Annotated in this window: 21 protein-coding genes; 15 read left to right on the forward strand and 6 right to left on the reverse strand. The window is 40.1% G+C overall.

Features of this window, described 5'->3' with window-relative positions:
• Positions 1-7: 7 nt before the first annotated feature.
• The 3 genes from EHQ49_RS06760 (at position 8) to EHQ49_RS06770 (ending at position 2,956) form a co-directional block, all read left to right on the forward strand.
• A complete protein-coding gene (locus tag EHQ49_RS06760) occupies positions 8-649 on the forward strand; it encodes an endonuclease III domain-containing protein (protein ID WP_135577555.1) in 642 nt (213 codons plus the stop codon).
• A gap of 802 nt (positions 650-1,451) precedes the next feature.
• Positions 1,452-2,363, forward strand: coding sequence for a UbiA-like polyprenyltransferase (locus EHQ49_RS06765; protein WP_135577557.1), 912 nt, complete (start codon positions 1,452-1,454; stop codon positions 2,361-2,363).
• Entirely contained in the window at positions 2,360-2,956 is a 597-nt protein-coding gene (locus EHQ49_RS06770) for a UbiX family flavin prenyltransferase (RefSeq protein WP_135577559.1), read from the forward strand. Before EHQ49_RS06765 ends, EHQ49_RS06770 begins: the two co-directional genes overlap by 4 nt.
• Here EHQ49_RS06770 and EHQ49_RS06775 read toward each other — a convergent pair.
• Positions 2,940-3,353 (reverse strand): acyl-CoA thioesterase, encoded by a 414-nt coding sequence (locus tag EHQ49_RS06775; protein WP_002973064.1) that lies wholly within the window; start codon positions 3,351-3,353, stop codon positions 2,940-2,942. The two genes, EHQ49_RS06770 and EHQ49_RS06775, sit on opposite strands and share 17 nt — an antisense overlap.
• A gap of 66 nt (positions 3,354-3,419) precedes the next feature.
• Here EHQ49_RS06775 and pyrB point away from each other — a divergent pair, with 66 nt between their 5' ends.
• The 12 genes from pyrB to EHQ49_RS06835 all read left to right on the forward strand — a co-directional run bounded on the left by pyrB (position 3,420) and on the right by EHQ49_RS06835 (position 12,777).
• Positions 3,420-4,352: an aspartate carbamoyltransferase gene (pyrB, locus tag EHQ49_RS06780; RefSeq protein ID WP_135577561.1), complete on the forward strand. Its 933-nt coding sequence runs from the start codon at positions 3,420-3,422 to the stop codon at positions 4,350-4,352.
• The gene (locus EHQ49_RS06785) at positions 4,345-4,713 is read left to right on the forward strand and encodes a DUF2203 domain-containing protein (protein ID WP_135577563.1); all 369 of its coding nucleotides are present in this window, start codon (positions 4,345-4,347) and stop codon (positions 4,711-4,713) included. Before pyrB ends, EHQ49_RS06785 begins: the two co-directional genes overlap by 8 nt.
• Positions 4,697-5,923 (forward strand): LL-diaminopimelate aminotransferase, encoded by a 1,227-nt coding sequence (locus EHQ49_RS06790; RefSeq protein WP_135577565.1) that lies wholly within the window; start codon positions 4,697-4,699, stop codon positions 5,921-5,923. Before EHQ49_RS06785 ends, EHQ49_RS06790 begins: the two co-directional genes overlap by 17 nt.
• Positions 5,924-5,975: 52 nt before the next feature.
• Positions 5,976-6,962 carry an adhesin OmpL37 family surface protein gene (locus EHQ49_RS06795; RefSeq protein WP_135577567.1) on the forward strand — a complete coding sequence of 329 codons (987 nt, stop codon included), beginning with the start codon at positions 5,976-5,978 and terminating at the stop codon, positions 6,960-6,962.
• Between the two features lies 1 nt (position 6,963).
• Entirely contained in the window at positions 6,964-7,602 is a 639-nt protein-coding gene (locus tag EHQ49_RS06800) for a hypothetical protein (protein WP_135577569.1), read from the forward strand.
• A 45-nt stretch (positions 7,603-7,647) separates the two neighbouring features.
• The gene (locus tag EHQ49_RS06805) at positions 7,648-8,811 is read left to right on the forward strand and encodes a helix-turn-helix domain-containing protein (RefSeq protein ID WP_135577571.1); all 1,164 of its coding nucleotides are present in this window, start codon (positions 7,648-7,650) and stop codon (positions 8,809-8,811) included.
• 140 nt (positions 8,812-8,951) lie between these two features.
• On the forward strand, positions 8,952-10,355 hold the full coding sequence (gene rho / locus EHQ49_RS06810) for a transcription termination factor Rho (protein WP_135577573.1): 1,404 nt from the start codon (positions 8,952-8,954) through the stop codon (positions 10,353-10,355).
• Between the two features lie 10 nt (positions 10,356-10,365).
• The gene (gene rpmE / locus EHQ49_RS06815) at positions 10,366-10,566 is read left to right on the forward strand and encodes a 50S ribosomal protein L31 (protein WP_135577575.1); all 201 of its coding nucleotides are present in this window, start codon (positions 10,366-10,368) and stop codon (positions 10,564-10,566) included.
• A gap of 47 nt (positions 10,567-10,613) precedes the next feature.
• Entirely contained in the window at positions 10,614-11,408 is a 795-nt protein-coding gene (locus EHQ49_RS06820; protein WP_135577577.1) for a pentapeptide repeat-containing protein, read from the forward strand.
• On the forward strand, positions 11,405-11,593 hold the full coding sequence (locus EHQ49_RS06825) for a hypothetical protein (protein WP_135577579.1): 189 nt from the start codon (positions 11,405-11,407) through the stop codon (positions 11,591-11,593). Before EHQ49_RS06820 ends, EHQ49_RS06825 begins: the two co-directional genes overlap by 4 nt.
• A gap of 117 nt (positions 11,594-11,710) precedes the next feature.
• On the forward strand, positions 11,711-12,007 hold the full coding sequence (locus EHQ49_RS06830; RefSeq protein WP_051064145.1) for an STAS domain-containing protein: 297 nt from the start codon (positions 11,711-11,713) through the stop codon (positions 12,005-12,007).
• 5 nt (positions 12,008-12,012) lie between these two features.
• The gene (locus tag EHQ49_RS06835; protein WP_135577583.1) at positions 12,013-12,777 is read left to right on the forward strand and encodes an LA_1326/LA_4305 family lipoprotein; all 765 of its coding nucleotides are present in this window, start codon (positions 12,013-12,015) and stop codon (positions 12,775-12,777) included.
• A 9-nt stretch (positions 12,778-12,786) separates the two neighbouring features.
• Here the strand turns inward: EHQ49_RS06835 and EHQ49_RS06840 are convergent, their stop codons facing one another.
• From EHQ49_RS06840 to EHQ49_RS06860, 5 genes are read right to left on the reverse strand one after another with little or no spacing between them, the layout of a single operon-like run.
• Entirely contained in the window at positions 12,787-14,457 is a 1,671-nt protein-coding gene (locus EHQ49_RS06840; RefSeq protein ID WP_135577585.1) for a DUF342 domain-containing protein, read from the reverse strand.
• On the reverse strand, positions 14,458-15,525 hold the full coding sequence (locus EHQ49_RS06845) for a glycosyl transferase (protein ID WP_135577587.1): 1,068 nt from the start codon (positions 15,523-15,525) through the stop codon (positions 14,458-14,460). It lies immediately after the preceding gene.
• On the reverse strand, positions 15,522-16,355 hold the full coding sequence (locus EHQ49_RS06850; RefSeq protein ID WP_135577589.1) for a TrmH family RNA methyltransferase: 834 nt from the start codon (positions 16,353-16,355) through the stop codon (positions 15,522-15,524). The genes EHQ49_RS06845 and EHQ49_RS06850 overlap by 4 nt, the downstream gene beginning before the upstream one ends.
• Positions 16,356-16,379: 24 nt before the next feature.
• Positions 16,380-17,213, reverse strand: coding sequence for a class I SAM-dependent methyltransferase (locus EHQ49_RS06855; protein WP_135577591.1), 834 nt, complete (start codon positions 17,211-17,213; stop codon positions 16,380-16,382).
• A complete protein-coding gene (locus tag EHQ49_RS06860) occupies positions 17,210-19,141 on the reverse strand; it encodes a SpoIIE family protein phosphatase (RefSeq protein ID WP_244241378.1) in 1,932 nt (643 codons plus the stop codon). The genes EHQ49_RS06855 and EHQ49_RS06860 overlap by 4 nt, the downstream gene beginning before the upstream one ends.
• Positions 19,142-19,166: the final 25 nt, after the last annotated feature.

Genomic DNA, 19,166 nt, shown 5'->3' on the forward strand with positions numbered 1-19,166 from the left:
TGGTGGATTGAAACAATCCAGAAAAACACCCGAAATCACCGAAGTCTACCGTCTCTTAGAGGCGGAGTTCGGTGTAGTAGAAACTCCCCTCACGTTTACTAAACCTTATGAATTGGCCATAGCGGTCATTCTCAGTGCACAGTGTACGGACGAACGCGTCAATACAGTCACACCTGAACTCTTTCGTACCTTTCCCACTCTCGAATCTTTTGCTAAGGCATCACTACCACTACTAGAGAAAAAAATTTTTTCCACTGGGTTTTATAAAAACAAGGCCAAAAGTATCCAAGGTTTTGCACGGATGGTTCTTGATGAATTTGGTGGTGAAATTCCAAAAACAATGGAGGAGGCCATCAAACTTCCTGGGTTTGGAAGGAAAACTGCTAATGTGGTTCTTGCAGAAATTTATGGAGTGGTAGAGGGATTTGTTGTGGATACCCATGTGAAACGACTCACCAAAAGATTGGGTTTCACAAAAAAAACGGATCCCGTTCAGATTGAACGGGAAATGATCAAAATCACCCCTAAGGAGATTTGCCGAAACCTATCTCTGTACCTAATATTTCTCGGTCGTAAGAATTGCCAAGCCCGCCGGACATTTTGTTCGACATGTCCTCTTTCTTCCCTATGTCCTTCATTTTCGGAGTAGGTTTCTCTAGACCTTCTTCGGTTTCTGATTCTTTTCTTTGTTTCCAAGAACGATTGCGATCCGTTAAATTAATGGATTCTAACTTATAATCCAAACGAATTAAATTGCGTTTCCTAAAGAACAAATTTAAAGTTCCAAGTCTCCCGTAATCTTTTGGGCATTCAATTTGGTGTACATTCGATAAATAACGAAACCGAGCTTGTGGTTTTCCTTCTACCAGTAGGAAGAGGGGAAGTTCGGGATGGTTTTGCCAAGGAAGGAGGGGGATTTTGGTTTCATCATCAGCATTCACATAAACGATCCAACCGTCATAGTCTTCTATGTTTTTGACATCGATGAGTTCCTGAATGGAACCTAAACCTAGTTTAACGGGACCATGGTTCATCTCTCTTGGTTTCCCTAGAGTAAATCCATCAAACGGAAATTCCAATGGTTTGTCTTTGGGTTGAAAAGGGTACAACATGTACCCTTTTCCTCGTTTTAAATCCAAATCCATTTTTTCTCGTTCCACGAATCCAAGGAGGGCACTAAGACCTCCACGGCCATCCTCATCCATTTTCGTGAAGAGTTCCTTACCGCAATGGAAAAAAATCCGGAGAGGCCTGTCTTCTAGGCTCGGGTGAGCACTTCCTGCTGTAGGATTGAGAAAAATCCCGAATGTAATACAGAGAACCAGGATTCTCCCAAGAAAAGAAAGACGGATATTCATAAATTAAGACCTTGGTTCTAAGAACGGAAGAAATCGAATCAGAATGAACCAAAAAACCTTCAGTCTGTCTAATCTAAGGGCAGAAAGGATGCCATGAACTTCTTTAAAAACCTAATTCTCTACGCTAAAATGGTAAAATTTTCCCACACACTCTTTGCTCTCCCTTTTGCAGGGATTAGTTTCATCTTGGCCTATCTGGAATCCACCTTGGATACAGGGGATTTACTTCGGATTGGGGCCCTTGTCCTTGTTTGTATGGTGAGTGCTCGCAGTGCTGCCATGGGATTCAATCGTTATGTGGATTCGGAAATTGATGAAAAGAACCCGCGCACACAAAATAGGGAAATCCCCTCTGGAAAAATCTCCAAACTTTCGGCTCTACTATTCATAGGCCTTTCTTCTTTTATTTTTATTTTTGCGAGTTTCTTTGTAAACAAACTGGCTTTCTTACTTTCTTTTCCGGCTCTTTTTGTATTATTTCTTTATTCCCTGACCAAACGGTTTACTCTCTTTTGCCATTTAGTTTTGGGATTTGCGATTTCCCTTGCTCCCCTTGGTGCTTGGATTGCCATCACAGAAACGGTTAACCTGGTCCCCGTTCTATTTTCTTTAGGGTTACTTTTTCATATTTCCGCCTTTGATGTATTATATGCCATCCAGGATATGGACTTTGATGCCAAAGAGAATCTTCATAGTATTCCTTCCAGACTCGGAGAAACCAAGTCTCGTGGTATCGCTGTGGTTCTCCACATCCTTTCCTTTGTATTTTTTATTTTTGCAGGGATCAGTGCAGGACTTGGAGTTATGTATTTTCTCATTCTTTCTGTGATTGGAATTTTGGTTTTGTACGAACATAAAATTTCATACCAGTACAAATCCAAAGACTTACCGATTGTTTTTTACCAAATCAATTCTTGGATCAGTGTGGTTTTATTCCTCGCGATTTTATTTGATAAGTGGAATGAATTTTTATTAAAAGTTTCTTCTGGAATTAGTTTTCGATGAAACTTGTTGTTGGTCTTGCAGGGGCGAGTGGTAGTATCTATGCCGCTCGTTTCCTTCGTGCTTTGTCTGAAGTCGAAGGTGAGAGTTACATCACAGCAAGTCCCGCAGCATTACGTATTTTTTCCGAGGAATATGAAACCAAAGTGGAAACTACCGAGGACGTACTGTCTTTTGTAGAAACCAAGTGGAAAACAAAACCTAAACATAAATTCCATGTTCGTAATTTTTTTGATATTGGATCTGATATTGCCAGCGGGTCAAACCGGTGGGATGCGATGGTTGTAGTTCCTTGTAGTATGAAGACTGTGGCTTCGATGTCTCAAGGACTCACAGAAAATTTAATTGAAAGGGCTGCTGATGTTTCGTTGAAAGAACGAAGAAGGTTGATTGTTGTTCCGAGAGAAACTCCTTACAATCGTATCCATCTTAAAAATCTTTTGGCATTGGACGAAGCTGGCGCTATCATCCTTCCTGCATCCCCTGGATTCTACCAAATGCCAAAAACTTTGGATGATTTAGGAGATTTTATTGCTGGAAGGATATTCAATCTTCTAGGAATCGATAAAACTCTCTATCCTAAGTGGTTGGGGTAAAATTTCGGAAATAAGCCGTTGGTTTTCCGTTCTCACCTAAACATACGTAGGTGATGTCACTTTCAATCACAGCCGACATTTTTCCCGTTTGCGGATTGTTGGTAATGGCCAAAGTTCGTGACGTAACCGAAGATTTTCCGTATTTAACGATTTTTCCGTAAATTTGGATGATGTCTCCGGCCCGAGCAGGGGAACGAAATACCACATTGTCCATACTCATCGTGACAATATTGGTATAACGAATTTTATTCATCACATACATTGCCATCCCCTCGTCGATCCAGGAGAGCATTTTTCCCCCAAAAAGATTGTTATGGTAGTTCAAATCGTCAGGTTGGACCAGGTGTTGGGTGACCAGTTCCATATCGCGGAGTTTGTTCTGAATCGTGTCGACCATAAATACCAAAAAATATGTTTTCGATTTATTCGATACCAAAAACCCTAGAGAAAAGATTTCCGACTTATGCACTCTTATTCCCACAAAAACATTCTAGACACCCTCCAATTTTCCAAAGAGGACCTCAACTTCCTCATTGAAAAAACACAACGTATGAATCTACTTCAGGAATCGGGGAAGGCCTTCGGAATTCTGAATGGGAAACTCCTCGCCTCCCTTTTCTTTGAAGCAAGCACCCGGACACGACTCTCCTTTGAAGCGGCGATGGAGAGGCTCGGTGGGCGGTTAATCTCTACTGTGGGATTTCAGTTTTCTTCGATCTCGAAAGGAGAAACTCTTTATGACACCATGAAGATGATCGAAGCATATGTGGACATCGCAGTCATCCGTCATCCTGTGGAAGGTTCTTCTCGGATTGCGGCAGGAGCAGTGAACATACCTGTGATCAATGCAGGTGATGGAGCCGGCCAACACCCCACCCAGGCACTTCTCGATTTATATACAATTGTTTCTGAAAAAGGAAAGATCGATGGTCTAAACATCGCTTTTATCGGAGATTTAAAATACGGGCGCACCATTCATTCTCTCATCAACTTACTTAGACATTACCCAGTTCACTTATATCTCATCAGTCCAGAAGAGTTGAGACTTCCAGAAAAATACAAAAAGAATTTAGAAGGTTATCCGATGACTTGGGAAGAAACCACAGACATCAAAGCTTTTTGGGACGCGGATGTTGCCTATGTGACAAGGATCCAAGAAGAAAGGTTCCCTGATCATAGAGAATACGAAAAATTAAAAGATATTTATAAAGTGAATAAGGAACTGGTTCTCGCTTCCAAAAAAGACACAACCATTCTTCATCCACTCCCTCGTGTTAATGAACTCTCCACAGATGTAGATGATCTTCCTAATGCAGCTTACTTCCGTCAGGCGAAATACGGTGTGGTTGTCCGAATGGCTTTACTTTGTCTAAGTCTTGGAGTGGATTTTGACTAAAAAACTTTGGACACTAACGGAAGCAAGAGAAGTCCTTCCGCTTGTGCGAGACATCACGAGAGAATACTATTTAAGAGCAAGTGTTCTTGCTGATGATGTTCGGAATAAACTCCTACCAGAAAATGTTTTGGAAGCCAAAGAAGAAGAAATTGGTGAAATAGTAAAACATTGGACCAATGAAATTTTGGCAATGCAGATCGATGTCAAAGGTTTGTGGCTTGTTGATTTTGATAACGGAAGTGGGTTCTACTGTTGGACTTGGGGCGAAGAAGACGTATTATACGAACACGGTTATCATGAAGGATTTAGATCGAGAAAACTCATAGAGGAAAATAAAGAAGAAGATGACTCAGATAAATGAAAACTATTTAAAATTGAAAGCAGGTTACCTATTTCCAGAAATTGGAAGAAGGGTAAAAGCTTATTCCGATGCGAACCAAAGTGCGAAAATCATCCGTCTTGGAATTGGTGATGTGACTCTTCCTTTGGCACCTACCATTGTGAATGCTATGGTTGATGCAGCTAAAGAAATGGGAAGTGCCGGCGGGTTCCATGGATATGGTCCTGAACAAGGATATTCCTTTCTCATCCAAAAAATCATCGCACATGATTATACGGCTCGTGGGGTTCAAATTGCAGAAGATGAAGTATTTGTTTCTGACGGATCCAAATGTGACTGTGGTAACATCCAAGAGATCTTTTCTTTAGATAGTAAAATTGCCGTGGTTGACCCGGTATATCCGGTTTACGTGGATACAAACGTAATGGCAGGTCGCACGGGAGAAGTAGGATCTGACGGCAGATACGCAAATATCATTTATATGCCAGCGACAGAAGAAAATAATTTTGAGCCGGATTTCCCAAAAGAAAAACCAGATATCATTTATCTTTGTTATCCAAACAACCCAACCGGAATGGTGGCAACTAAGGCGCGTTTAACGGAGTGGGTGAACTTTGCCAAAAAAATTGGGAGTATCATTCTTTATGATTCGGCTTACGAATCTTTTATCCAAGATCCAGAAATTCCAAAATCGATTTATGAAATTCCCGGTGCCAAAGAAGTGGCTATGGAATTTAGATCCTTCTCCAAAACTGCTGGATTCACTGGAACACGCTGCGCTTATCTTGTAATTCCGAAAGATTTAAAAGGAAAAACAAAAGCGGGGGAAGAAATTAGTTTCAACTCACTTTGGAATCGCCGTCATACAACCAAGTTCAATGGTGTGTCTTATGTAACACAAAAAGGTGCCGAGGCCATTTTTTCACCCCAAGGTCAGGTAGAGATCAAAGAACAAATCTCCTACTATATGCAAAACGCAAAACTCATTCGCGAAGGTTTGGCGAAAGCGGGCTACACTATTTTTGGCGGAACAAACGCTCCTTACATTTGGTTAAAAACACCGAAAGGTCTCAAATCTTGGGAATTTTTTGACGAACTTCTTGGAAAAGCACAAGTGGTCGGAACCCCTGGATCGGGATTTGGGCCGGCGGGCGAGGGATATTTTCGACTTTCTGCCTTTGGAAAGCGAGAAGATGTGATTTCTGCGATAGAACGAATCCAAAAAATGTAAAATTTAGTCCTGGTTTTTCCCGTAGCTCCGATATATAAAACAAGGTAGAGCTATGGGAAAATGGAAATTCATCCTCTTTTTTGCAATGGTTGTGGGTCATATCTCACATATCAGTGCAGTATCTCCAGAACAGACGAATCTGGGGATTTTGATCTTTGAAAACAAAGAAAACTTAAATTTTATCAATGTTGCTCTTAGCAATTTGGCACCTTCCCAAGAAGAGGCACAGGCACAACCTGGAGCAGAAACAGCAGCACAAGATCCTTCTAAAAAGAATTTAGACTTTGATTATTTCAAACTTCTAAAAGCCGCCAACCAATCTGACTTTAGTGGAAATATGTGGTACTTACAAAGTAACTATGTATATGGGTTCCGCCAACTCCGCCAAGCCCAAGGGGAATTGAAAGGTATCTTTGAAATCGTTCTTCAAAAATACATCGAAGATGCGAGAGCCCTTCTTGAAGCTGCAGCTCCAACCATCATTCGTTCCAATGACAATAACGCCAAAGCGTTGTTACGTTTAGGTTTCCGTGACCTTCGTTCTTCGGAAGATCTTTACACAACAGGTCTCAATTCTAGTCCACACCAATATCGATATAAATTGACTCTTTATAAAGAGGGGATTCTCACTCTACGCCGCGCAAAACGTTTTGCTATCCTCGCGATGATTTACAGCAAAACACCGGATGAGGACAAACCTGAATATCAATATCGTTCGAATGAAGATTTAAAAGATGCTCGTAATGAAGAAAAACAACGTAACTACGAGAAGGTAAGAGATACCATCATCAACTTCGTAGAAAACAAAAGAATGGAAAGAACCGTTGTTCCTCCGGGTAATCCTGATGCAAAACCTTTGGATCTTTTAGAACAACATGATGACAATTATGGATTCATTACTTCTAAAAAATTAGATTTGTTATTAGAAGCCAATGCTCAAATTAAAGAGACGGAAGGTGCAAGACGTGAGTCCGTTCCTCCAACTCCCAAGTTTGATGAAAACGGAAAAGCAATCTATCCAGAAGAAAAGAAAAAATAATATGAAGTGGACTACCAGTGTTATTATCTTATGTTTTACGCTCGGACTTGTGGCTAAAACTACAATGTCTTACAGGGAACGTAAAAAACAATTAGATGGAAAAATAACACTGGTTCTTGACATCAAAGAACAGTTGAAGTTAGAACCAGAGATCGGTAAAACTTCGATTGAGGCGATGCGCACACAAGTAGAAGAAACATATCGCGGTGGCAACCGAGTGGAAATTGAAAAAACTCTTTCCATAGCCGAGGGAGATATCCACGCCACACAAAGGAAACTCTGTTTTCCCATGGAAGAATCTGCAACCACACTCTACCAAAAAGCCATGGGACAATGGATTCTCCTTGAAGGGGAAGATAAAACTGGTGCCAAACAATTGGAATGGGACACAAAAGAAAAGATCCAACGTTATCTTGTGATGGCAAAAACCGAAAAAGATCATGCGAAAGAATACTTTTTGTCTGGAAATTACCAACTATCACTCCATACATACAAACGTTCGCTAGTTTACAGTCTTATGTCTTTACGATCGCAAAAAGCTGATATTCCTGAAGATTATCAAACTGCAGATTCTGTTTGGGTCCAACCGATTTGGATGGGCGTTCACAAACAAAAGCAAAACACAATCCAAGAAAACTAAAATTTCGATTTTCACTGATATCAAATTCCAAAGAATGACTGCTTAGTGAAGTTTGAATCACTCTATCGTCATTTTCTGCTGACAAGAGCCACCCACCTTCCCGTCATTTCGGAAGAGGGTGAGTTGTTAGGTCTACTTTCCAAAGATCGTGTACACCGTGAGTTGTCAGATTTGGGAAGGGAAAGGGAAGATCTTGATCAAATTCCTTTGGACATTCTCGAAACGGAACTTCACGAAAACTTACTTTTGTATTTTAAAGAATCCACACAAATCCCTGTCATTGGTTTGGATGGAGAAAAAAAAGACAATTGGGACAAACCTAGATTCCTTGCCGCCTTTACTAAATTAGATTCTACACAGATACGTGATCCAAAATTAGAAGAAATCGAATCCAAACTCGAAAAGAAAAAAGAAAACGCTGACTCTGTCCAATGGTTTATGGAACTCATTCTTTCTCATTTCCCAGACGGACTTCTTGCTACGGATGTAACTGGCTCCACTGTTTTTTATAACGAAACCTTTGAAAATCATATCCTCACCAAATCCTTGTTTCGTGATTCACTTCAGTTTGCGGAAAAATACCTTCACAATCTAAATCGAGAAGTGCTCGCAACCTATCTCAAAGATCATGATATGAGTTTAGGAAAGGATGCTGATACAAGTGTCCTTTATACCAATATCACCGAACTGAAAGTCACTCTGCGCATTGTTACTTTAAAAAAAGAGAAAAAGGTATTTGGGTTTTTATATCATTTTTCACCTTCATCGTTTGCACATCCTTCAGGGGATGGAGATTTGGAATTCCCAAATTTAGGAGATGCTTTCCGTTCCAAACTTCCTCTGGAATCAGTTTTGGAAGAAATGGAAGCACATTACATCCATAAGTCGCTCGGAAGAAATTCAAACAATATCTCACATACTGCCTCAGAACTTGGGGTTCCGAGAACTACCTTACAAAATAGAATTCGTTTTTTGAAACTCGCAGAACGATTTCGAAATGAATCCAAAGGGAAAGTGGTGATCCCAAGAAAACGCTCGGAAAAACCGGATCCAAAACCCCAAAAGGCAATAGAAAAGGCTAAACCGCTTCCTTCTAAAAAGAATAAGGCTGTGAAGAAACCGGGAAAATCTTTGAAATCGCAAGGCCCGGCGAAGAAACAGAGTAAAAATCAAAGGCCAGCTGGAAAAAAGACAAAAAAAAGACGTTGACGAAAATCAGGGAAAAACGATTTTTTCATTACCGTTTGAGAAAACACCTCCGCACTTCGCTGTTTCCCTTGCATACTTAACTTGCACAAATGGTTTCCCTAATTTAATCAAATACTCTAACAATCAATGTAGAACAATCTATGGCATCACGCAAACAAGAAGAAATCCAAGTTAACCCTCCCGAAGAACCAACCGAATATACCAATGGCATTATGGACCAAGAAGATGGTTCCGAACCACCAAAACAATTTAAGAAGAAAAAGAGCCGATATGAAGGCCCTGTTCCTCCTCCTCTCGATCTAGTAGAACTAAAGAAAAAAAACATCAACGAACTTGCTGACCTTGCCAAGGGTTTAGGGGTGGAAAACACCCATGGACTGAAGAAACAAAATTTGATGTTTGCTCTTCTCCAGGCACAAACCGAAAAAGACGGCCAAGTACATGCTGCTGGAGTTATGGAAAGGTTACCAGATGGTTACGGTTTTCTCCGATCACCTGACTACAATTATGTGCCAGGTCCAGATGATATTTATGTATCACCCTCTCAAATTAAACTATTTGGACTTCGGACTGGAGATACAGTCACTGGTTTGATTCGACCACCAAAAGAAGCAGAACGATTTTTTGCTATGCTCCGAGTGGAATCCATTAACGGTTTTCCGGTAGAAGTGGCTCAAAAAAGAAATTTATTTGATAACCTAACACCTCTTTATCCAGACGAAAGAATCAATATGGAGTTTGACCCAAGCCATTTGGACACTCGTGTGATTGATCTTATGTGTCCGATTGGAAAAGGGCAAAGAGCTCTCATTGTGGCACCACCTAGAACGGGTAAGACGGTTCTCATGCAATCGATTGCCAATGCGATCACGAGAAACCACCCAGAAATTTTTCTTATTGTATTACTCATTGATGAACGTCCGGAAGAAGTAACCGACATGGCTCGTCATGTGAAAGGTGAGGTTGTGAGTTCCACTTTTGATGAACCAGCACAACGCCATGTCCAAGTAGCAGAGATGGTCATCGAAAAAGCAAAACGACTTGTGGAACATGGAAAGGATGTGGTCATCCTACTTGACTCCATCACAAGGCTTGCTCGTGCTTACAACCAAGTAGTGCCAACATCTGGGAAAATCCTTTCCGGTGGTGTGGATTCCAATGCCCTCCATAAACCAAAACGTTTTTTTGGAGCTGCAAGGAATATCGAAGAGGGTGGGTCACTCACCATCATCGCCACAGCCCTCATTGACACTGGTTCCCGAATGGACGAGGTAATTTTTGAGGAATTTAAGGGAACGGGAAATATGGAAATCCATTTGGACAGAAAACTCGCGGACAAACGAATTTTCCCCGCCATAGACATTAACCGCTCCGGAACGAGAAAAGAGGAACTCCTACTTCCACAAGATACCCTCACTCGTGTCTTTATCCTCCGAAAAGTACTTTCTCCTATGAGTATCACCGAAAGTATGGAACTATTGATTGAAAAAATGCGTGGCGCGAAGACCAACGACCAATTCCTCGCCAGCATGAATACGAACTAGAAGGGCCACCATGAAAACTGACATACATCCAAAATACGTTGCTTCAAAAATCAAATGTGCTTGCGGTACTGTGATCGAAACAAGATCCACTGCCGGGGATATCAGTGTGGAAATTTGTTCCAACTGCCACCCTTTCTTTACCGGAAAATCCAAATTAGTGGATACAACTGGTCGAGTAGACAAGTTCAAGAAAAAATACAAAATGAAGTAAGAGGCAGGCGCCTCACATCCGTCTAATCTATAACGGGGGAACAACTCATGGCAGTAATGGACTTTGCTCGCTACAAAGAAATCAACGACCAAAGGATGAATTACCGTGAGATGGAAGACGCAACAGTCGTCTCCTATTACCGCAACACGGGTTGCGGGGACGGATATCGAATTTATTTAAAGTTAAACGATGAGTCTGTTGTGGAAGATGCAAGTTATACCACAACCGGCTGTGGGTTCGGAATTGTGGCCTTGGCCATGGCAACCGAATACGCAAAGGGTAAGTCCCTTTTGGAACTCAAAAACTTAACCCCCGAAACCTTAGAGACTCTGTTTGAGTTTCCTGAAAGAAGAAAAAACTACCCGGAATCTGCTGTAGCTGCTTTGAAAAAAGCTGTGGAAGATTATGAATCAGGGCAGGGTGTTCCGAAAGAAAACCGAATTACAAAATCCCAGACTATGGAACTTCTCCACAATCAAGGTCACCTTCGAGAAGCTAAGTTATCTAGCGTTATGTTAGAGAAAGAGAAGTTAGATGGTGTGGACTTTAGTGGAGCGGATCTCCACAATGCCTTCCTTCAAAATTCTAGTTTTGTGGGAGCTAACTTTCAAGGTGCAAACTTGAAGGCTTCTTTTTTTAATGGAGCGGATCTAAGAAATGCCAATTTTCGCGGAGCTGACTTACGGTTCGCCAAACTTGCTTCTGCTAAAATTGAAGGTGCTGATTTTACTGACGCTATTTATGATATTGGAACGCGAGTGGACCACAGCCAAATGTACATCTTTGATGTCATGAAAAAGGCGGGTAAGGACCTCTACTTGAAAAAAGAGGATGGGGAATGAAGCCAGGCGATAAAGCAAAGCTCATCAAACCAACATTCTTAAACAAAGGGATTTTTATTTTTACTGGGTCTACGGTAGAAATTAAAGAAATCCAATCGGATAAGGCCATTGTTGTTTATAATGATAAAGAAGGATATCCACACGATTTAGAGATGAATCTAACGGATTTGACCCCGCTTTCCTAAACCCGATTTTCTTGACACAAATCCAGAGAATCGTAACGTATTGTTAATCCAACTATGTTGATTCTAAGCCACCGTCTGGAAAATCACCTGCTTCTATCGATCCAAAGGGATGTCCTGATGGAAAACTCAAGAGAGTTTTACCAAGAGTTTGAGAAGGCAATAGAAAGTCAGAATTTTGGAAAATTGACTATGGATTTCCATTCTGTAAAGTTTTTGGACTCGAGTGGGATTGGAGCTGTCATTAAGGCTTCATCGGCCTTGCACAATCGTGGTGTTGAAATCTTCGTCACCAACCTAAATAAAAACCTAAATTCCGTGTTCCGTCTTTCTGGACTCAACCATATTCTATCCATTTTAACATTGGATGAATACCTTTCTAAATTTCCAGAGTTTCAAAAAACTCTCGAGGTATAAGCGTAATGAAACTCTATCGAATTTTTTCTCTTTTGATTCTCTCCATCACTTTGAATTCCTGTGCTACCGGTGTAAAGAGTCGCTCTTTACTTTTTCGTAGCAATGAGTTTGCGATTTATACAGTAAACCGAGACAAAATCAATCTAAAGTCAGAAACTTCTGTTTCCAAAACTTTCGCACATCCTGTGGAACTAACAGAAGATAAAGTTTTGGATTTACTAGGGAACATTCGATTTCGAGAAGAAAGTTCTTACGGGGATGTAAACAGATATGTCTTTGAAGAAAAAGAAATCAAAGAATTTGCATTGGATTTGGTTGACGGCCTACAAAAATTAAAGCCAGACCAATTACTCCTTGTTATCTCAAAATACAATCCAGTTCGTTCCGTTGTTTCTCATTATGCGAGAACTGGGTTTTATATTTGGTCTTCCGAAACCTCCATTGAAATTTTATTTGGGGAACTCCAAAAAGAAGTTACCTATGATGAACAAGGGAATTATTACGATTGGTCCAATATCCCTGACATCCCTTTTGAACATTTCCCTCAGTCCACATACATTTTACAAGGCCAAGGATTTTCTTTTAAGAAAGTTTCCGGATTTCGCAATAAACACTGGTTGGTTTTTGATAAAACTGATTTGGCAAAGCTGAAGTTTGAGAAACGAAAGAAAACCACGATTCCTGAGGTAACAAACTCTGTTGACGCAGATCTGAAACCTGAAAAAAAAATCTCTAGAGATGAAGAAGAGGGGATTGTAAACGAAGAATAAATTCTTTGTTTAGTCTTCTTTTCTGATAACTGTTCTTTCTGTTTGGATACTTCCGTCAGTTCCTAAGTAGAAATGTGTTTTCCCTACGAGAGAATTGATTCCCAATCGATAGTTTTTTCCTGCCCCAAAACTTAAGTCCACTCCAGGAAATACTTCTCTTTCCACATCCACAAAAGCATCTGGATTTGGTTCATAAGAACCAAGGGCTGTTTCAAATTGTTTGGCTTCTGTTTCCAAAACTTTGGTAAACTTTTCGTTCGCATCTTTAAGTTTGGTGATGGTTTCTTTTTCTTCCAAAGTCAGTTCTTTTTTTTGGCTTTTTTCTACAAGTTTTGTGAGGGTTAGTTGGACTTTGTGAAGAGTGATTTCTTTATCTGCGATTTCTTTTTTCATTCGGTTGAGTTCATCGAGTAACTCTGGCGGAGTTCCAATGGCAACTTTGGTTTTGGTTTCCACAACGGCTCCGAGTTTTGCGCAAGTGAGTGAGTTACCGGCAATGACAGTTCCGCCAATGACTTCTCCTCTCCCTCCCACTACACGAATGAAATCTTTGGCCGAAATTTCAGAATGCATGACTGCCTCTTCCACAAAGATACTTCCTTGGGCGGTGAGTTTTCCTTGTTCTACAAATTTGGCGTAAATATTACCTTCTGATTCAATATACCCTTCACCGCGTCCCATAAATCCGCCTGATAAAACAATGTCACCTTTGGCTTTGAGAAATGCTTTTCCCACCGAATTACGAATGATGATACTTCCGCTTGTGGTTAAGGAAAATCCATCTCCGATTTTTTCTTCCACGATGATTGTTCCTGGAAAATCAATATTACCGGTGGAATAGTCTACTGCCTCCAGTTGAATCACTTCATCTACTTTGATTTCCATGGCCGCAGAAAGAACGGGCCGCCCTGCAATTTTAGCGTACAGTTTGTCCTCTTTCAGTTCTACGTTAGGTCCCAAATTCCACTCGACAGATTTTTCCTCTTGGTAAGGAAGAATAGATCCATTCACAGTTTTTCCAAACTCACCTTTTTTTGGTGGGATTCGTTCTGCGATTAAGTCACCGGGTTTAACCGATTGGATCACTCCTATATTTTTATAATCAATTCGTCCATGTTCGTCTTCTTCTAACTGAGGTTTGTTGTCAGAACGAAAATGGATTTTGATTTCTCCATCTTTTCCAGGAATCGGAGGGAATCCTTTGGCAATTGTATATGGTAGAAAAAAATCGGGGTTTTTGATTTGTTTTTGAATGACAACATCGATGATACCAACGGAAATTCCAACCGACGCAATTTGTTCACGTAACTGGTATTCTGTGAGGAGGGCTCCACCATGTTTTGGTGGGTGGAGAACCATTTTAGCCTCCATGTGATCTTCAGAGATAATAATGTCTGCATAAGAGTTTACAGGATCCCCTTTGGACCAAGTTCCAATTTCTACAGGTCTGTTTTCTGCAAGAGCTACTGCTTTTTTGATTTGTTCCTGGTTGTAACCTTCTACACCAAAGAGTTGGACTCTTGCGAGTACGTCTTTATAATCGACTTTTTTTCCTTTGGCTCCAGGTTTGGTGATCTTTAATACAGCTTTACCAGCGGAATTTTCGATTTGGAAATATCCATTTTCTGAAGCTTCTAAATCTTGAAGGATTCTATCGGTATATGAGTCTGGGCCTGGCATTTAATTGTATTCTAATAAATGAGAAACGACGTCTTCCTCTCCATCTGTTTTTAATTCTAACTTGGGAGTCATTCCGTCGATTGTATTAATTAGAGTCAGCACTTCCCCAAATTGACAAGAAATTATTCGGGGCAGGTCAATATATGCCGAACGAAAGTGAAGATCGAGTGCACTAACCAAATGTAAATACTCGCTAAAATCTCCACGATCCGTATAAAGAATAGGAGTTTTGGCATAATAACATTCCGCTAAAATTCCATAACCAGGTTTTGTACAAACAAAATCACAGGCTGCGACTAAATCTGGGTAATGTGATACCTCAGGAATGAGGATTCCGTCCGTTTGAATTCCTGGAACTCCATAAGCAACCAACTGGATGGATGGGGGAAGGTTCTTTGTTTGTAATTTGGTTCCTTCTAAACCGTAAGCCCCAAAAGATAAAAGAATATAGGTAGTATCGTCTTTGAATCCAAATTTTTGTCTGGCTTGAAGTTTAGACAGATTTGGTTTTCTTCCCACAAGACCAATGTTAGTTTTATCTAGGAACGCAGGTGTTGGACAATAAAAAGGTAGGATTAGAGCTTCGGTCGCAAAACCGTATTCCACTTCGATTTGGTCACTTAAGTTTCCGAAATAAGAATCGTCTTTGGCATAATTTTTATAAATAAAATCCCAAGTAAAGTTCCCGATAAAAACACTGGGGATCCCCACTTCTAAGGCAATGGTGATGGGAAAAGAAGAACAGTCCGTTACAATGAGTGAGATTTTATTTTTTTTGCAGTATTCTGTTTCTTCTCTCAGGAGTTTTGTTTTGGTTTTTTCAAACTCTTGAAGTTCTTCTTTGGTAGTTTGTAAGTCAATAGAGAGAGAGTTCTTTTGTGAAACTCCAACATCAAGTTTCAAGTTTTTTGTTTTTAGTTTGGGATGTGTAAAATCTAAAAAAGGAATTCTTGTGCTGACTAAATGAATTTCTTCAATGAATTCTTCTCTAAGTAAACGTTTTATGATATTTCCTGAACGACTGATATGGCCAAACCCATGGCCAGAGATATAAAAATAAATTTTCATTTGTTTCTTTGCCGAATGGATTCGTATAAAACGATTCCACAAGACATAGCCAAGTTTAAAGAATCTGCTTCTCCGAGCATCGGTAAGTGGAGTGTGTCATCGGAAAGTTGTTTTGCCTCTGGACTCAGCCCATATTGTTCACTACCAAAAAGAAACACCGATTTTTCTTTCATATTGATTGAAGTATAGAGTGTTTTCCCTTCAGGTGTGACCGCATAACGTTTGTACCCTTTGGATAAAAACTTTGTGAGCACTTCTTTTAAGTCTCCAATATAAACAGGCAAAGTAAAAATAGTTCCAGTGCTTGCCCTTACCACATTAGGATTAAAAAGATCGATCCTTGGATCCGTCACAATCACAAGTCCAACTCCAGCCCCTTCGGCCGTTCGCAGGATGGTTCCCAGGTTCCCTGGTTTTTCCACTCCTTCAATGATGAGAATGGGATTGGTATCGATTGATTTGATTTTTTCCCAAGGAACATTGGCATCGGGTGTTTCTGCGACAGCAATAAGCCCATCTGGTCTGTCTCTGTAAGAAATTTTTTCAAAAATTTTACGAGGGAGTTCAAAGATAGGACAATGAACGGATCCAATGAGTGTTTCTTCATTTTCTCCTAAAAAACATTCTGGAGAAATGAACAAACTTGTGATATTGATCGGTAAACAAGGAATAGGTGATTCGGGGTTACTTGTAATCGCTTTTTTGATTTCCCTATAACCTTCGATAAAGAATTTTTTTTCTTCATCGCGGTTTCGTTTTTCTTTGAGTCCTGCAACCCATTTGACTTTGGGATTGGAAAAACTAGTGATATATTGTCTTCTATTTGGCATAGGGTTTACAAAGAATGGACTTTTTTATTTGGAGAAGAAAGTACAAAATCCAGCTGGATATTTTTTTCCCGATTTTTCAGGAATGAATAACTCTGATGTTTGGTAAACACCCTTGGTTTTGATTCGCGAAGAAAGAATCCTTTCTAATGTTAGGGGACTAAACCCTTGACTATGGCAACTTAAGATGACAAATTCTGGTTTGGAATCAGAGAGTTCCATAAGGGCATCCATTAGTTCGCTTAAGTTTTCTTCAATTTTCCATACCTCACCTTTGGAGCCGCGTCCAAAACTCGGAGGGTCAAGGATGAGTCCTTGGTACTTTTTCCCACGTTTGATTTCACGGCGAATGAACTTCATGACATCATCCACAATCCACCTGACTGGTTTGGAATCAAGTCCAGAGAGTTTTGCATTTTCACGAGCCCAATCCACCATACCTTTGGAAGCATCCACATGGCATACACCCATACCTGCATCCAAACAGGCCAGGGTAGATCCTCCGGAATAAGCAAACAAGTTCAGAACTTCGAGGCCTTGTTTCTTTTTCCCAATTTCTCGGATGCGGTTCCAATTGGTTTCTTGTTCTGGAAAAAGGCCTATGTGACCAAAAGGTGTGAGTTTGATTTTAAAGGTTAGATTAGAAAATTCGATGGTAAAACTTTCAGGGACTTTTTTTTGAAAATTCCAATGTCCAGAGCCGGAATCATTTTTAACATACTGGGCATGTAGGTCGTTCCAAATTTCAGGAGTTGCCTTGCCATAAGCGGAAGTAGGGGAAGAACGTAGGAGTTTGTAACCGCCAACAATTTCCAATTTGGATAAATCACCTGAATCCAAGAGTTCGTAACTTTTTGTCATACCAATTCCAGAAAAATAAACGTTAGGTCGTCGTCCCACTCTTTTATTTCGGCTTTAGAAAACGACTCTAAATCCTGAATGAGTTTTACTTTGAAGAGATGGTTTGGTAGTTCTCTATTCGCCTTTAAAAATTCTAATAATCCGGATTCTCCATACATCTTTCCTTCTGGATTAAAACATTCCAAAACTCCATCACTTAAGATGAGAATTCTATCTTTGGGTTCTACTTTATAAGTGGTTTCTTCAATTTGGATTTCGGGAAAAACGCCAATGATTTTGCCCTTGGGATGAACTTTGATGATTTCACCACCCACTCTTTGGAGATAAGCACTGGGATGACCTGCACGCCCGAACCTCCAGACTTTAGTGGATGTATTCAGATACACATAAGAAGCAGTCACGTATTGTGGGTTGCAATTACCGTATAACACGCGATTCATTCCTTCTAAAACTTGTTTAGGAGAAGAGATATTGTCTTTTTGGGTGGTGAAAGCAACCTTACCCATCGCAGAAATAAGAGAAGCCGGAATTCCATGTCCCGAAACATCACAAAGTACAATCCCTATCTCATAAGGGTTTGGCGAAAAATACTCATAGAAGTCACCACCAACATCTTTCATTGGTAAGATATAAATTTGGATTTGCAGGTCTTTTACATTGGGAATGGTTTTGGGAAGGGACTGCATCAGAATGTCCCTAGAAATTTTTCTTTCTTTCCTTAGGCTTGTAACTTGGGCAAGGGCCATATCTTTTTCTTGGCGTAACAATTGGATACGATCTGCTAAAGCAAATGCAAACAAAGTGATGTCGGCAAGAGAAGCGATAGGAAATAACATTTCTTCTAAAAATGGATTGGAGGGAAGGATTCCAAATTTAAGAAACCCATACACAATACATGTTAATAGCAGTAAAACAAAAGCAATAGCAAAGTAATAAAAAGAACGAAGACGTTTCCAAATCCCCCAAATTAAAACTGCAAGTAAACTTACACAGATCAAAACGGATAGAGAACTCACCCCAATAGAGGCATGGGAGATCCCACCAAACAATGCGACTGCGGCATTCAGTAGAGCAAAAAAACCTAAAACCTTATAGAATCGAGCCACTTTTGGCACCCTGGCTTTTAGTTTTAGAAAATTAGAAGTGAATAGAACAAAGAAAAAAAGGCAGATACTAAAAAAAACAGGAATCCCTATTCGTTTCCAAAAATAGGAATCAGGCACAAAAAAATAACCCCAGAACCCGAGTAGAGAAAGTTGTCCTAGGCCAAAAAACAAAACATAGCCGATATAATAAAAATAATTTCTGTCTCTTACAAAAAATGCAATTGCTAGATTGTATAAAATGATGATTCCTAAACTTCCGAAAAAAAGTCCATAGGCCCACTGAGTGATATAATCTTCTCGTTGGAGATTTCTTTGGTTGGTAAAAATTAAAGAAAACTGTAAGGAGATTTCAGACCGAATCGCAATGAGAATGGTTTCTCTTTCATGTCCAATGCGAAAAACAAAATTTCTGTGAGGGATCTCTCTTTGGAAAACTGGATGGATATGACCTGATTTAGAGACAATGTACGTATTACCATCGTGTTTATGGAAAAGGTTCACAGAGTCAATGTTATGCGCTTGGATGAGAAGTAGCGGATATTTGGCGGGATCTGGAAAGTCTTTTGGATCTAGTTTCAACCAAAGAGTGCCTTTTAAAAATCCAAAGTTGACAAAGTCATCTGTGATTTTCGCAAATTCTCCCGTTTTTAAAACGGATTCAACGGGAACGGAGGATGTGGGATCAATCCAATATGTGAATTTAGTTGTATGGAGGATTCGTTCTCCAATATCATTTTGAGTTTCAGGAAGAACTGGGTTTGTAAAAAAGAAAACCGAAAGTAAAATATAGAGAAAGGTTTCGGTCTGAGATGACTTTTTCAATTGATCGGTCTTGGACAGGAGGTCA

The organism is Leptospira perdikensis (assembly GCF_004769575.1).
Lineage (GTDB): Bacteria > Spirochaetota > Leptospiria > Leptospirales > Leptospiraceae > Leptospira_A > Leptospira_A perdikensis.